Source organism: Actinorectispora metalli (assembly GCF_056323685.1).
This window is the reverse complement of the sequence record NZ_JBREYE010000001.1, coordinates 4272132-4287464: the sequence shown is the minus strand read 5'-3', so window position 1 is coordinate 4287464 and position 15333 is coordinate 4272132. Positions and strand designations below refer to the sequence as shown.

The 15333-nt window shown below is 69.3% G+C and carries 13 protein-coding genes; 8 read left to right on the top strand and 5 right to left on the bottom strand.

What is annotated here, in order from left to right; genetic code table 11:
- Window positions 1-25: 25 nt before the first annotated feature.
- Together ACU6XJ_RS20135 and ACU6XJ_RS20130 are read right to left on the bottom strand one after the other, a co-directional pair.
- Complete coding sequence (locus ACU6XJ_RS20135) at window positions 26-1114, bottom strand: MFS transporter (protein WP_476313677.1); 1089 nt, start codon at window positions 1112-1114, stop codon at window positions 26-28.
- Between the two features lie 602 nt (window positions 1115-1716).
- Window positions 1717-2232, bottom strand: a complete 516-nt coding sequence (locus ACU6XJ_RS20130) for a pyridoxamine 5'-phosphate oxidase family protein (RefSeq protein WP_476313675.1) — start codon at window positions 2230-2232, stop codon at window positions 1717-1719.
- A gap of 147 nt (window positions 2233-2379) precedes the next feature.
- Between ACU6XJ_RS20130 and ACU6XJ_RS20125 the strand changes: the two genes are divergently transcribed.
- From ACU6XJ_RS20125 to ACU6XJ_RS20105, 5 genes are all read left to right on the top strand, one after another.
- Complete coding sequence (locus tag ACU6XJ_RS20125; protein WP_476313673.1) at window positions 2380-3726, top strand: cytochrome P450; 1347 nt, start codon at window positions 2380-2382, stop codon at window positions 3724-3726.
- 144 nt (window positions 3727-3870) lie between these two features.
- Entirely contained in the window at window positions 3871-6069 is a 2199-nt protein-coding gene (locus ACU6XJ_RS20120; protein WP_476313671.1) for an NACHT domain-containing protein, read from the top strand.
- A 182-nt stretch (window positions 6070-6251) separates the two neighbouring features.
- Window positions 6252-6695, top strand: coding sequence for a helix-turn-helix transcriptional regulator (locus ACU6XJ_RS20115; protein WP_476313669.1), 444 nt, complete (start codon window positions 6252-6254; stop codon window positions 6693-6695).
- A 10-nt stretch (window positions 6696-6705) separates the two neighbouring features.
- On the top strand, window positions 6706-7116 hold the full coding sequence (locus ACU6XJ_RS20110; RefSeq protein ID WP_476313667.1) for a VOC family protein: 411 nt from the start codon (window positions 6706-6708) through the stop codon (window positions 7114-7116).
- 174 nt (window positions 7117-7290) lie between these two features.
- Window positions 7291-9687, top strand: a complete 2397-nt coding sequence (locus tag ACU6XJ_RS20105; RefSeq protein WP_476313665.1) for an ATP-binding cassette domain-containing protein — start codon at window positions 7291-7293, stop codon at window positions 9685-9687.
- Between the two features lie 10 nt (window positions 9688-9697).
- Here ACU6XJ_RS20105 and ACU6XJ_RS20100 read toward each other — a convergent pair whose 3' ends face one another.
- The gene (locus tag ACU6XJ_RS20100; RefSeq protein ID WP_476313663.1) at window positions 9698-10795 is read right to left on the bottom strand and encodes a winged helix DNA-binding domain-containing protein; all 1098 of its coding nucleotides are present in this window, start codon (window positions 10793-10795) and stop codon (window positions 9698-9700) included.
- Complete coding sequence (locus ACU6XJ_RS20095; protein ID WP_476313662.1) at window positions 10795-11397, bottom strand: DinB family protein; 603 nt, start codon at window positions 11395-11397, stop codon at window positions 10795-10797. The genes ACU6XJ_RS20100 and ACU6XJ_RS20095 overlap by 1 nt, the downstream gene beginning before the upstream one ends.
- 62 nt (window positions 11398-11459) lie before the next feature.
- On the opposite strand from ACU6XJ_RS20095, the gene ACU6XJ_RS20090 reads away from it, so the two are divergent.
- The 3 genes from ACU6XJ_RS20090 to ACU6XJ_RS20080 are packed head-to-tail and all read left to right on the top strand — an operon-like array spanning window position 11460 to window position 13696.
- Window positions 11460-12422, top strand: a complete 963-nt coding sequence (locus ACU6XJ_RS20090; RefSeq protein ID WP_476314106.1) for a helix-turn-helix transcriptional regulator — start codon at window positions 11460-11462, stop codon at window positions 12420-12422.
- Between the two features lie 45 nt (window positions 12423-12467).
- Entirely contained in the window at window positions 12468-13208 is a 741-nt protein-coding gene (locus tag ACU6XJ_RS20085) for a maleylpyruvate isomerase family mycothiol-dependent enzyme (RefSeq protein WP_476313660.1), read from the top strand.
- 11 nt (window positions 13209-13219) lie between these two features.
- Complete coding sequence (locus ACU6XJ_RS20080) at window positions 13220-13696, top strand: GNAT family N-acetyltransferase (protein WP_476313658.1); 477 nt, start codon at window positions 13220-13222, stop codon at window positions 13694-13696.
- Between the two features lie 57 nt (window positions 13697-13753).
- Here the strand turns inward: ACU6XJ_RS20080 and ACU6XJ_RS20075 are convergent, their stop codons facing one another.
- Window positions 13754-15301: a dolichyl-phosphate-mannose--protein mannosyltransferase gene (locus ACU6XJ_RS20075; RefSeq protein WP_476313656.1), complete on the bottom strand. Its 1548-nt coding sequence runs from the start codon at window positions 15299-15301 to the stop codon at window positions 13754-13756.
- Between the last annotated feature and the right edge of the window lie 32 nt (window positions 15302-15333).

Here is a 15333-nt window from a genome sequence, read left to right as displayed (position 1 = left end):
CATCCTTCCCCCACCAGGTGCCCTATCACGCCGACGCAGCCGCCAAGGCGACGTCCGGCGAAGACTTCACACGCAACGCCTTGTAACCGACCGCGGTGACGGCCAGTGCGCATACTCCTCCGGCGACAGCCAGCCAGGCCGCCTGTTCCGAACCGCCCGAGTTGGCAAGGTATCCGCCGATAGCGATTCCCAGCGAGAAACCCATCGCGGCAACGCTGGAAAGCCAGGAGAACGCCTCCGAGAGTGAGCCCTTCGGCGCCAGTGACTCCAGCAGGGAACTGCCCGCGATCCAGGTAGGAGCGACGGCCACACCGGAAAGAAGCGCGAATACCGTCATCACCGCCACCGACTCGGTGAGTGCGAGCGGGACCGCACCGAGACCCAGCAGGGAAATCACCACCAGGAAAAGCCGATCCTTGGGCCCCCGCCAGTTCACCGCGCCGAAGCAGACTCCCGCGACCAGGCTCCCCAACGCCGTCAGTGCCAGCAGCACCCCGGCGTATTCCGGCACCTGGTGTTCCCTGGCGAAGGCGATCAACGCGATGTCGACCGCGCCGAGGAAGACACCCATGCCCGCGTACGCGACAACCAGCACTCGGACCCCCGGCACACCGATCGCCCGGCCGCTAGGCCGACCGGCCGTCCGGCCGGAGACCGGCTCGGACGCCCGGTGCAGCGCCAGCCCGACACAACCGGAGGTCACCAGCAACACGCAGGCGACCAGACCTCCGGTCGGGTGCACGACCGTCACCAGCAGGGTGACCAGCAAGGGGCCCACCACGAAAACGATCTCGTCGAACACCGACTCCAAGGCATAGGCGGTCCGCAGCCGCTCCGGCTCGACCATCGCCGCCCACCGGGCCCGCACGAAGGGGCCGACCGGTACCGCCGTGCCGCCGGCACACACCGCCGCGACGATCAACACCCACAGCGGCGCCTCGACCAACACGGCAACCACGAGCAGGCTGATGCCCACCCCATGCGAGGCCGACGCGACGACGAGCACCTTGCGCTGACCGACCCGGTCCGCCACCCTGCCGAGCACCGGCCCCGCGACGCCCTGCGAGATCACGATCGCCGCCGCGACCAGTCCGGCGATCCGAAGCGAACCCATGACCGCCAAGATCAGCATCACGCAGCCGACCGACCGCATCGAAGCGGGAAAACGTCCAATCAACCCCGACAGCGAAAGCCAGGAGGAACCGGGGGACTTCAGCAACCTGAAATAGGAACCGAACCCCGACTCCCACCCAGACACACCATCGGACACAATTCCTCCGCAAGCGAAACCGGCCGCCACCCAGAGAACCGAATAATGCGCGACAAAGCGATGACCAGAAAGTAAAAATTTTTTACAGGAAAGCCGACAATCACGAAAACGTCGGTTTCCGACTGCCCCAGTACACAAGAACTACTTGATCTTCAGTCTGCCCGCCCAACACTAAGTGAAAAGCACTCTCCCGTCAACGCTCCGGCAGTCGAATAGGTTTCAGCGGTCGGACAGAAATAACCGACTGGCCTGCATAATGGGTTGATTGTGTGCCGATTGCGCATCGCCATCGTTGCGACCCGCACCGCGGGAACCCGCTTGCCCACCGCCGACGACTCGCGCCCGACAATGCCGACGGCACCGCAGAACGTGCACATTCACTGGTTCCGCGGTGCCGTCGAGCAAGGCGGGCCGAACAGACGAGGTGGACAGTCGTGGGGGTCGAGTCAGTGGGCGAAGTCCCAGCGGGTGGCGCCGTGCGGCTCGGCGCCTGCCACGCCGATGGCGGTGTGCAGGGTGAGGCGGTACAGGTGCCAGGGCGGAGGGCCCGCGCTGGGAGCGCTGTACGGGGCGGTGAAGGCGTCGCCCGTCACCGAAGCGGGCCAGCCTGCCTCGTGGTACACGGCCGCCACGCGCTCCAAGGTGGGCGCATCGGTGATCCGATGGGCCTCCCCTTCGAGCACCAGGTCGATACCGGGCAGACGCACCGACACACTGCACGCCGGGTTCGCCGCCAGGTTGCGCGCCCTGCGAGTGCCCGGCCCGCTCGTGAAGTACAGCGCGTCGTCCACCCACACGGCCCCGACGCCCGCCGAATGCGGTCGCCCGTCGGGTCGCACGGTCGCCACGAAGAACGTCAGGTCGGCGGTAGGCGATTCGGTCGCAAGGAGGTCACGCGGTCTGCTCCACGGCAGCTCCGCGTGGCCGTACCGGTCGAGATTCGTTGGAATCGGCTCGATCATGTGTCAGTCATACTCCTGCCTCGATCCGGGGCAACCCCGTTTCGCGAGGCAATGCCCGCGACATCTGGCGGCGGAGAGCCTCGCACTGCGAGGTGGACACTCGTGGCGGATAGGCACATACAGGTCAAACGGGTACGGTCGGGACGCGTGATCGGAGATAAAGCCGATCTGCCGCCGCTGGTGTCCGGTGCGAGACCCATGGTCGGGCACGCCGTGGAGTTTCTGCGCAGGCCATTCGAGCTGCTGGAGCGCGGCAGGCGGGAATGGGGGCACATCTACCGCCTCAACCTGGGTGGACGGCAGGCTCACGTGCTCCTGGGCAGCGAGCACACGCGGTTCTTCTTCAGCGAAACGGACAAGCGCCTGTCCATCCGCGCGGCCTATCCGTTCCTGCCCAGGATGTTCGACCCGAACTTCTACTTCTTCGCCGAGCCCGGTGAGTACAAGCGGCAGCGCGCGGTGGTGCTGCCCCGATTCCAGGGCGCGGTGCTCAGGACGTATGTGCGGGACATGGCCGCCGAGGTGGAGCAGTTCCGCAGGCGGCTCGGCGAGCGGGGTGAGTTCGACCTGGTCCACACCCTGGGACCGCTCGTGATGCGCATCGCCGCGCGGGCGTTCCTCGGGGAGCGGTTCGCCGCCGATCTCGGCAACGGGTTCTTCGATCGGTTCCGCCGCTTCTCCGGCGGCCTGGAGATGATCCTGCCGACGTGGCTTCCGCTGCCGCACCTGATCCGCTCCCAGCACGCCAAGCGTGAGCTGCACACCGTCCTGGGCGAGGTGATCACCCAGCGGCGACACGATCCGGTCGAACCAGGCGACTTCCTGCAGACGCTGATCGGCGCGCGTTACGACGACGGCGAACGCATCCCGGACACCGTGCTCATCAACATGATCCTGTTGTTCACCTGGGCGGGGCACGAAACCACGACTGGTCACATCAGCTGGGCGCTGATCGACCTGCTGCGGCATCCGGCGGAACTGCGCCGGGCCGTGATCGAGGCGGACGAGATGGCGGACGACGGCGCCGAGATCACCATGGATCACATCAAGAAGCTGACACATCTTGACCGCTGCCTGCACGAGACCGAACGGCTGCACCCGGTGGCCCACGTGATGGCGCGCGCGGTGGACGAGGGGCTCGACTACGCCGGGTACCGGATGGATCGGGGCGACATCGTCTTCGTCTCACCGGCCGCCACCCACCGCCTGCCCGAGCTGTATCCCGATCCGCACCGCTACCTGCCCGACCGCTTCACCGACAGCCCGAAGTCCAAGGCGACCCTGGTGGGATTCGGCGGTGGCCTGCACCGATGCCTCGGCGTGCACTTCGCCTACCTGGAGATGAAGGTCATCCTGGGGATGCTGCTGCGCGATTTCGAGTTCACCCTCCTCGACCCCGACCCGCAGCCGGTCAAGGGCGCCAAGACCAAATGGCCCGCCAGTCCCTGCCGGGTGCGCTATGCGCGGCGGAAACCAGGCATGGCGCTTTCCTGACCTCGATGGTCGCGGACAGTGTCCGCAGAGCGACCGACGGTCGCGAAATCGTTGCGAAAATGGGAAAGCGGCCCCGTACGGTGGGTTTGTGCCCTAAAACAGACGTCTCTGTTGGTGGGGCAGCCCTGGAAAGGGGTTTGGTGGATGCGGCAGTCCTCGCGGGCGAGGTTGTTGCTGATCTTCGTCGCCATCTTCCTGCTTCCGGTCATGACCAACCTCGCCGCGGGCACCATCCCAGAGCGCGTGAAGCCTTTCCTCTGGCTGGCCTGGCCGATCGGGCTGCTGCTCGCCGGGGCGCTGGCCATGCTGGAGGCACGCAGGCGGCGAAGTTCGGAGGACCGGACCGACGCCGATGAGCGGACCAAACTCGATCACGCGGTCGCGGACCTGGCGGCGACCATCGGCAGGCAGTGGCGGCTGGAGGCCGAGACGCGCATGCTGCGTCGGCCGCAACCGCTTCAGCTGAGGTGGTCGGCGACCGGCCGCCCGGTCGCGGCGGAACCGGCCGCGGTGGTCGGCGAGGAGTCCGCCGCCGAGTACGGCCATCGGCTGCGGGGTGGCGTCGCCGGGCTGGTGCCCACGTTCCTCGACCTGCCCCACCGCCAACTCGTGGTGCTCGGCGCGCCCGGCGCGGGCAAGACCGTACTGGCGATCATCCTCACCCTCGGCCTGCTGGAACGGCGACGCGAAGGTGATCCGGTGCCGGTGCTGCTGTCGGTGTCCTCCTGGGACGCCCGTACCCAGCATCTGCACCAGTGGATGACGCAGCGGTTGCTCGAGGAGTACCCGGCGCTGGCGAGCACCGACGTGTTCGGCCCGCAGGCCGCGGCGCGGCTCGTGGAGGAAGGCCATGTGCTGCCGATCCTGGACGGCCTGGACGAGGTGCCTGCCGAACTGCACCCGGCGGCGATCGCGGCGATAGACCGGGCGTGCGCGGACAAGCCCGTCATCGTCACCTGCCGCAGCGGGGAGTACGAGACGGCGGTCGCGATCGGCGACAGCGTGCTCGCCACCGCCGCCGTCGTGGAACTCGAGCCCGTCACTCCCGGCGATGCGATCACCTTCCTGTCGGGTGGGCGCGTCGCGGGCGGCGGCCGGTGGTCACCGGTGTTCAGCCATCTGGCCGCGTACCCGAAGGGGGAACTGGCCACCGCGCTGTCCTCACCGTTGATGGTGTCGCTGGTCCGCGCCGCCTACGACAGTCCGGCCGCGGACCCCGCCGAGTTGCTCGACCGGAACCGCTTCCCCGATCACGAGGCGATCGAACACCACCTGCTGGCGGCCTTCATCCCGGCCAGCTACACCTCGCACCCCCGCCCGCCTGCACCGGGCAGCGAGCACAGCGCGGCGCCGCGGTACCGGCCCGACCAGGTCCACCGCTGGCTGACCTGTCTCGCCGCGCACCTCAACCGCCTCGGGACCAACGATTTCGCCTGGTGGCAGTTGCCCAGGGCATTGCCACCCGCGGGCACGGTGTCCATCGGCGTGTTCCTCTACACCGTGTCGGGCCTGTTGGCCGGTGTCGGCTTGATCGTCGGCGGTCTCTCCACCTCGATCGGCCTGTCGGCGGGCGGGACCGGAGGGTTCACCGCCGGGGTGGTCGCGATGTTCCTGACCTCACCGCCCACTCGTCCGCAGGAGATCAACCTGCGGGCGGCGGGCGCTCCGCGGCACCTCGTGCACACCCTGCTGTGGGGCCTGGGGATTGGGGGCGCGATGGGAGTCGGCGTCATGTTGCCCGCGTTCGTCGTGCCCGGCCTTGGCAATGATCTGGCCGCGTGGTCCTGGCTCTCTCTGCAATGCGGCATCACCTCAGGGATCGGCATGGCGGTGGCGTTCACGGCGATGGCGTGGTTCAACACCCCCGCCGAAGCCATCCGCTCGCCGACGCCGCTGTCGGTGTTGCGCCGCGACCGCACCGCCGCGTTCGTGAGAATCCTCGTGGAGTGCCTGGGTTCGGGACTGCTGGTCGGCGTCCTGGCGGGACCGGTCTTCGGGTTCCACCCCACCGTGAGCTGGGCGGTCACGGCGGGCGTGATGGGCGGCGCCGCGGCCGCCCTGATGAGCAAGCAGAAGGCGACAACGGTCACCGGTCCCATGGCCTGTCCGTGGAGCTGGTACGTCCTCACCAGGCATTGGTTGGCGCTGCGGGGTCGGCTGCCGTGGCGCCTGCTGAGGTTCCTGGACGACGCCCACCGCCGCGGTGTGCTGCGCCGGGCGGGCGCGGTGTACCAATTCCGCCACGCTCGCCTCCAGGAGCACCTGGTGGAGCATGGCGCCGCGCCGCCGGATACCCCCGACTGGACCTCGACCCAGCGCATCTCGATCACGTGCATCACGTGAGTGCCGCTCCGGTGTCGACACAGTGCCGGGTACGGCTGTTGCGAGGCAGATTCCGGTAGTTGGCCTTCGAACAGGTCGCGGCCATCAAGTCCGGCCCGAGCGGTGTTGCGGTTCGGTGTCCACCCGGTGCTCGGGTTTCGGTGCTCGACCGTCTGGGCGTGTGATGTGGCACGATCTGGCACGTGACCAGCAGACCAACCGCGGCGCAGCAGTTGCGCGACCTCGCGCGGCTGCGGCGTGTTCGGGACCGGATCGACCGGGAGTACGCGCAGCCGCTGGACGTCGAGGCGCTCGCACGCGGCGTGAGCATGTCGGCCGGGCACCTCAGCCGGGAGTTCCGGCGTGCCTACGGCGAGTCGCCGTACGCCTATCTGATGACGCGGCGCATCGAACGGGCCATGGCGCTGCTTCGGCGTGGCGACCTCAGCGTCACCGAGGTCTGTTTCGCGGTCGGCTGTTCGTCACTGGGCACCTTCAGCACCCGGTTCACCGAACTGGTCGGCGTACCGCCCAGTACCTACCGGCAGCGGGCGGCCCGCGCGACGGCAGGCATGCCGCCTTGCGTTGCGAAACAGGTGACCAGACCCGTCAGGAATCGAGAAGCGCGGTCCCCGAGCCGGACCTAACGTGGCCGCCATGGATATCAACATTCACTCGAGCTTCCTCCCGCACAGCGACCCGGACGCCTCCCTGGCGTTCTACCGCGACATCCTCGGCTTCGAGGTCCGCAACGACGTCGGATACAACGGGATGCGCTGGCTCACGGTCGGACCCGCGAACCAGCCCGGCACGTCCATCGTCCTGCACCCGCCCGCCGCCGACCCCGGCATCACCGAGGACGAGCGCCGCACCATCAGCGAGATGATGGCCAAGGGCACCTACGGCGGTATCAATCTCGCCACCAAGGACCTCGGCAGCACCTTCGACCGGTTGCAGGCAGCAGGCGCCGAGGTCGTCCAGGAACCCACCGACCAGCCCTACGGCGTCCGTGACTGCGCCTTCCGCGATCCGGCGGGCAACCTGATCCGCATCCAAGAGTTGACCTGAGCCGCTCGCGTCGCGCAGCCGACGGACAGCCCGACCGACATCGAACCCCGCCGGTCGGGCCGTCCGGCTGGGGTGCGCCGTGCGTACCGAGGAAACCAGACGTACCGGTCAGAGCTGGTTAGATCGAGTCAGGCGACACCGAGGCGGAGCGCCGCCTTAGGGGATGGAGACACGATGAGCACAGCCACGCGGACGGACACGCGGTCGCCTGCGCCGCACGTTGCCGACAGCCACGATTTGATCCGCGTGCACGGCGCGCGAGTGAACAACCTCAAGGACGTCAGCGTCGAGATCCCCAAGCGCAGGCTGACGGTGTTCACCGGCGTCTCCGGCTCGGGTAAGAGCTCGCTGGTGTTCGGCACGATCGCCGCCGAGTCGCAGCGGATGATCAACGAGACCTACAGCGCCTTCGTGCAGGGCTTCATGCCGACGCTGGCGCGGCCCGAGGTCGACGTGCTCGACGGGCTGACCACCGCGATCATCGTCGACCAGCAGCGGATGGGCGGCGACGTGCGTTCGACGGTCGGCACCGCCACCGACGCCAACGCGATGCTGCGCATCCTGTTCAGCAGGCTCGGCCAACCCCACGTCGGCTCACCGCAGGCGTTCTCCTTCAACGTCGCCTCGATCAGCGGAGCGGGCGCGGTCACCTTGGAGCGCGCCGGGCAGACCGTGAAGGAACGTCGCAGCTTCAGCATCATCGGCGGCATGTGCCCGCGCTGTGAAGGCCGCGGCTCGGTCTCCGATATCGACCTCACCCAGCTTTACGACGACTCCAAGTCGCTCGCGGACGGCGCGTTCACCATCCCCGGCTGGAAGTCGGACAGCTTCTGGACGGTGCGGGTCTACGCGGAGTCGGGCTTTGTCGACCCGAACAAGCCGATCCGCGACTACACCAAGAAGGAACTCCGCGACTTCCTCTACAAGGAACCGGTCAAGGTGAAGGTCGACGGCGTCAACCTCACCTACGAGGGGCTGATCCCCAAGGTCCAGAAGTCGTTCCTGTCCAAGGACAAGGAAGCGCTGCAGCCGCATATCCGGGCCTTCGTTGAGCGAGCGGTGACGTTCACGTCCTGCCCCGACTGCGGCGGCACTCGACTCAGCGAGGCCGCCCGGTCCTCCAAGATCAAGGGGATCAGCATCGCCGACGCCTGCTCGATGCAGATCAGCGACCTGGCCGACTGGGTCCGCGACCTCGACGAGCCGTCGGTGGCGCCGCTGCTCGGGACGCTGCGCCGGACCCTCGACTCGTTCGTGGAGATCGGGCTGGGCTACCTCTCCCTCGAGCGGCCGTCGGGCACGCTGTCTGGCGGCGAGGCGCAGCGCGTCAAGATGATCCGCCACCTCGGTTCCTCGCTCACCGACGTCACCTACGTCTTCGACGAGCCCACCATCGGCCTGCACCCCCATGACATCCAGCGGATGAACGCCCTGCTGCTGCGGCTGCGGGACAAGGGCAACACGGTGCTCGTGGTGGAGCACAAGCCGGAGACGATCGTGATCGCCGACCATGTCGTCGACCTCGGCCCCGGCGCGGGCACCGCGGGCGGCACCGTCTGCTTCGAGGGCACCGTCGAGGGCCTGCGGTCCGCGGGCACCATCACCGGCCGGCACTTCGACGACCGTGCCGCCCTCAAGGAAACCGTGCGCAAGGCCTCCGGCGCGCTGGAGATCCGCGGCGCGAACACGCACAACCTCCAGAACGTCGACGTCGACATCCCGCTGGGGGTGCTGGTCGTCATCACCGGCGTCGCGGGCTCCGGCAAGAGTTCGCTGGTGCACGGGTCGATCCCCGCGGGCGCCGGGGTGGTGTCGATCGACCAGGGCGCGATCCGCGGCTCGCGGCGCAGCAACCCGGCGACCTACACCGGGCTGCTCGACCCGATCCGCAAGGCGTTCGCCAAGGCCAACGGCGTGAAGCCCGCGTTGTTCAGCGCCAACTCCGAGGGCGCCTGCCCCAACTGCAACGGCGCGGGCGTCGTCTACATGGACCTGGCGATGATGGCGGGCGTGGCCACCACCTGCGAGGAGTGTGAGGGGAAGCGGTTCCAGGCGTCGGTGCTGGAGTACCACCTCGGTGGCCGCGACATCAGCGAGGTGCTCGCGATGTCGGTGACCGAGGCCGAGGAGTTCTTCGGCGCTGGTGAGGCGCGCACGCACGCCGCGCACGCCATCCTCGGGCGGCTCGCCGCCGTCGGGCTCGGCTACCTCAGCCTGGGCCAGCCGCTCACCACGCTGTCCGGCGGTGAGAGGCAGCGGCTCAAGTTGGCCACCCACATGGCTGAGAAGGGCGGGGTCTACGTCTTGGACGAGCCGACCACCGGTCTGCACCTCGCCGATGTCGAGCACCTGCTCGGCCTGCTCGACCGGCTGGTGGACACCGGCAAGTCGGTCATCGTCATCGAGCATCACCAGGCGGTCATGGCGCATGCCGACTGGATCATCGACCTGGGTCCCGGCGCGGGCCACGACGGCGGCAAAGTCGTCTTCGAGGGCACGCCCGCCGACCTCGTCGCCGCCCGGTCCACGCTCACGGGCGAGCACCTCGCGGACTACGTCGGAGCGCCCTGAGAGCCTGCGCTCAGCGGGGAGAGGCGGCGATCCGGACGCGGTCGCTGTCGTTGTCGGAGAGGAACGCCGCCAGTTCTCGCCCTTCCTCGGCGACGGCCGCGCGGTCGGCTCGGGACAAGCCGCGTAACGGGCTGACGGTCACGGTGTCCGCCTCGACCTGCCAGGTCGCGGCGACCCGGCCGTCGACCAGCACGACCCTGGCACCCGCCACCGACAGGCCGCGGTCGGCGTCGTCGATGATGCGGCCGCGGTCGTGGTAGCCGAGGATCGCGTTGTCGAACGCGGGCAGGAACCGCACCGGGGCGGGGGTGTCGGGGTCGGGACGCGGCGCGTCGGGCAGGTCGATCAGTTCGCGGCCCCGCTCGTCGCGGAAGGTCACCAGCTCTCCGCGCATCGCGGCGACCGCGGCGGGCAGCCCGGTCAGGCCGCACCAGGCGCGCAGGTCGGCGGTGGCCGCCGGACCGAACGCGGCCAAGTAGCGCCGCACCAGGACCTGACCGACCGGATCGGAGCCTTCCGGGGCCGGTGGGTCGGCCTCGCTACCCAGCCAGGAGGCGATCGGCAGGTTGCGCACGCCTGCTCGGGTGCGCCACAGGCCGCGGGGCGGCAGTTGCACCACCGGGATGACGGCGATCAGCATCTCGCCCAGGGTCCGCGGTCCCACGGCAGGCCAGCGCTCGGCGAGGGCCCGCCCGAGTTCGGCCATCGAGCGGGGTTCACCGTCGGCCAGCGCCGCCCGGCCCACCGCGGCGAGTTCGTCGAGATCCACCCCCGCCAACTCGCGGCGGTAGACCCCGAGCACCCGCCCGCGCAGCATGCTGTCGTACCGAGATCGCCAGGCCAGCACGTCGGCCGCGGTGAGAAGGTGCACGGTGCGGCGCATGAGGTGGGTCCGCACCACGCTCCGCCCGGTCAGCAGGTCCGACAGCGCCGCGGGGTCGAACGCGCGCAGCCGGGACCAGAGCCCGATGAAAGGTTCCTGCGGCTCCTGCGCTTGCAGGCCGCAGAGGTGCTCGACCGCGTCGAGCGCAGGCAGGTCCGCGCGGTCGAGCAGCAACTGCCGGGCCAGCGTCGCGCGGTTGAGCGCCCGGGTGCCCAGAACGGTCATCAGGTCGAGGTCTGCCCGTCGAGCGACTCGCGCAGGATGTCCGCGTGTCCGGCGTGCTGGGCGGTCTCGGTGATGACGTGCATCAGCACCCGGCGCACACTCCACGCCGTCCCCGGCTCGTGCCAGGGCGCCGCGGGCAGCGGTTGGGTCGCCGACAGGTCGGGGACTCCGGCGATGATCTCCTCGGTCTTGGCGGCGACCTGCTCGTAGCGAGCGAGGATGTCGGCCGCCGTCTCTCCGGGCAGCATCCGGAAGCTGTTCTGGTGGTCGATCATCCACTGCGGGAACTCACTGACGGTGCCGGCCATGAGGTCTTCCCAGCTCACGCCGTCGGGCAGGTCGAAGCTGATCGCCGCCGGGCCCTCGACGACGAAGCGCAGCCAGCCTTCCTCCGCGGACGCGACGTGCTTGATCAGACCGCCAAGGCACAGCGCGCTCACCGTGGGGCTCGCGCCGAGTTGCTCGGTGTCGAGCCCGCGGATGGTGTTGGTCAGGGTGGATCGCATGGACGCGAGGTGCGCGAGCAGATCGGCGCGCTCGGCGTCGAGGGTGGTCGGTGTGGTCACGGTGTTCGCGCCCTTCGGTTCGGTGTCGTCTGGCACGGGACAACCCTCGCAGGAGAAGAGGACAGGATGTGACCTCTTCTCGTGGCAATATCGACGATGTGCAGAAAACCTCAGCGCGGCTGCTGTCGCTGCTCTCGTTGTTGCAGGCACGCCGGGACTGGCCGGGCGCGCTGCTGGCCGAGCGGCTGGACATCAGCCCGCGCACCGTGCGCCGCGACGTGGACCGCCTGCGCGAACTCGGCTATCCGATCCTGGCCGTCAAAGGCCCCGAGGGCGGGTACCGGCTCGACGCGGGCACTGAGCTGCCTCCGCTGCTGTTCGACGACGACCAAGCCGTCGCGCTCGCCGTGGCGCTCCGGATCGCCACCACGACCGGTGCGGGCATCGAGGAGGCCGCGGCCCGCGCGTTGAACACCGTCCGGCAGGTCATGCCCGCGCGGCTGCGCCACCGGATCGACACCCTCCAGGTCACCGCCGTGGAACACCCCCGACCGCACCCGCGGGTCGACAGCGGCGTCCTCATGGCGCTCAGCGCCGCCGTGCACGCCCGCGAAGTGCTGCGCTTCGACTACCCGTCAGCGGCAGGCGAGGACACCACCCCGCCGCGGCGGGCGGAGCCCCACCACCTTGCCACCTGGGGCGGACGCTGGTACCTAGTCGCGTGGGACCTCGACCGCGAAGACTGGCGCACCTTCCGCGCCGACCGGATCACCCCCCGCACCCCCACCGGACCCCGCTTCACCCCGCGCGAACTGCCCGGAGAGGACGTGGCCGCCTTTCTGACCAACCGATTCCGCGGCTACGGGGACTGGCCCTGCCGCGGCGAGGTGATCCTCGACCTGCCCGCGGCAGCCGTGTCCCGCTACGTCCACGACGGGGTCGTCGAGGAACTCGGCCCCAACCGGTGCAGGCTCGTGCTGGGCTCCTGGTCATGGCCCGGCTTGGCCGCCACCATCGGCAGGTTCGACGCCGACATCGAGGTCGTCGGACCAGCCGAACTCCGAACCGCCTTCGCGCACCTGGCCCGCCGCTACACCGCCGCGGCGGCCTTTCACCGATGACGAAACTGGCGATGAGTTCGCACATCCGGGCGGTACGGTGCCGAAGTGGAGATCTTTGACGATCTGGAGGCCGAATACGATCGGCTGGACGGCATCTTCGCGGGGCTTTCCGAGGCCGATTGGGCGAGCCCGTCGGAAGCCGCGGGCTGGTCCGTCGTCGACGTGGTGCTGCATCTCGCGCAGAGCGAGGAAGCCGTCGCAGCGACGGTCACCGGTTCGCCGCTGCGGACCACCACGCTCTCGTCCAATCGCGGTGGGCTCAGCGTTGACGAGGCGATGGAGCTGTGGGTGACGACCGAGCGGGCCGGGCCCGAGGTGGTCTACCCACGCTGGCAGGCGGCGCGGCGCGAGTCGCTGCGACTGCTGCGGACCGCCGACCCCGACCGGGCCTCGGTGTGGGCCTCGACGCCGCTGCGGCCCGCGACGATGGCCACCACCCGGCTGGCCGAGCACTGGGCGCACGCCCTGGACATCACGGGCCCGCTGTCCATCCCCTACCCGGATACCGCGCGCCTGCGGCACATCGCTCGGCTCGCGTACCGGACCCTTCCGTACGCGTTCGCGCTGGAGAACCTGGAGTTCGGCCCGGTGCGGGCCGAACTGACCGGCCCGGACGGAGAGGTCTGGCGGTTCGGTCCCGACGACGCGGAGTCGGTGATCACCGGACCGGGCGGGGCGTTCTGCCGGGTCGGCGCACGGCGGCTGACCCCGGAGCGGTCCGGGCTGACCGCTACCGGACCGCATGGTCCGACGGCACTGCGGTTACTGCGCAACTACGCAGCCTGATCGGGCGCGACGTGACACCACCCGTTGTGCGTTTCGTCGAGATCACCGAGGCGAACCGCGACGCGGTCCGCGCGCTTCGCGTGAACCCCGCTCAGGAGCGTTTTGTCGCATCGGTGGCCAGGTCGTTGGAGGATGCCGCGGCGACACCCGAAGGTGAGCCCTGGTACCGGGCCGTCTACTCGGCGGATGAGCCGGTCGGTTTCGTCATGCTCAGCTGGAATGTGCCGCCCGGCCGCCCCGGCATCATCGGGCCGTACTTCCTGTGGCGGCTGCTCATCGACGCGCGCCACCAGGGACGTGGCTTCGGCCGCGCGACGCTCACCCAGGTTGTCGACCTTGTGCGGGAAGACGGCGCCACCGAGTTGCTGACCAGCCACCAACCAGGCGAAGGCGGGCCGGGGCCTTTCTATCGGCGATTCGGGTTTGAGCCGACCGGCGACATCGACGACGGCGAGATAGTCCTGCGGCTCGACCTTTCCCAGCGATGACCTTGTCCGGTACGCGCGCCAGGCCGGTGGCGTCGGGGCACCGCGGTTCAGTCCCGATCAGCGCCACGACGGCAGCCACAGTTCGGCCTGCCACCGCTCGTTGGTGATGGGGTCCCCGACGAGGATGGGCCACAGCCAGGCGAAGTTGGCCACCACGAGTCCGATGTAGAGCGACACCACGAGCAGGCCGGTGTTCCTGCGCTCGGCGCCGACCCCGGCCTTGCCGAGGATCTGGCCCAACGCCAGGGTCAGACCCAGCACCAGGAACGGCACCATCGGCGTGGTGTAGAAGAAGTACATCTGACGGTCGATGTTGTGAAACCACGGCAGCCAGGCAGCGCCGTAGCCGACCAGCACCGCGGCGTAGCGCCAGTCGTAGCGGGTGAAGACCCGCCACAGCGCCCAACCCAGCATGGGGAAGGCGAGCCACCACATGGCCGGGGTGCCGATGAGCATCGTGGCGCTGACGCAGCTCACTCCCCCGCAGCCACCGGTGCTGCCGTCGTAATGGAAGAGCATGGGCCGCAGACCCATCGGCCAGCTCCACGGCTTGGACTCCCACGGATGCGGCTGCGCGCCGTTCAACCCGGTGGTGAGCCCGCTGTGGAAGTCCAGCACCTTGCTGCTGTAGTACCACAGCCCGCGCAGGGCGTCCGGCATCCACAGGGGACCGTCGGCGAGTGTGCCCGCATGCCGGTCGATGCCGGTCTCGCCTGCGAACCATCCCCACCAGGTGGCCAGGTACGCCAGCACCGGGATCGCGAGGAAAGCCCACAGCGAGGCGGGCAGGTCGCGCCGGATGACGCCGAGGATGGGGGCGGGCACGCCCGCGGCGCGGCGGGCCGTGTAGTCCCACAGCACGCTGAGCACCGCGAAGGCGGCGACGAAGAACAACCCCGACCATTTCACCCCGCAGGCGAGGCCGAGCGAGACCGCCGCGATAAGGCGCCACCAGCGAAATCCGAGCGCGGGCCCGTGGACCGTGTCGTGTGCCCAGCCTTCTCGGACCGCCACCGCCAGCCGCGACCGTATCTGGTCGCGGTCGACCAGCAACGCGGCGAAGGCGGCGATGATGAAGAAGGCCATGAAGATGTCGAGCATGCCGATGCGCGACATCACGTGGCTGACACCGTCGCAGCTGAGCAGGACGCCCGCGACCGCACCGAGCATGGTGGACCTGGTCAGCCGCCGGGCCGCCCGCACGATCAGCAGAATCGACAGGGTGCCCGCGATCGCGGCGGTGAACCGCCAGCCCCAGCCGGTGTAGCCGAAGAGCAACTCGCCGAGCCCGATCAGCTGCTTGCCCAGCGGCGGGTGCACCACGTACTCGTAGCCGGGGTTGTCCTCGTAACCGCCGTTGCGCAGCACCTGCCAGGCCTGCGCGGCGTAGTACTTCTCATCGAAGACCGGGGTGCCCTTGTCGGTCGGGAAACCCAGATCCCAAAACCGGATCACACCGCCGATCACCGTGATCACCAGCGTGACGACCCAGCCACGCAGCCGATCGGCAGGCATCGGGTCGCCCGGCAGGGGCGCCTCGCACTCCGAAGGTGATTGCGGTGACTCGACCCGATCCGGGTCCGGGCGGGTCAGCGTGGCGATCACGGGGACAGATCCTAAAGCCCGCAAGGTGAATC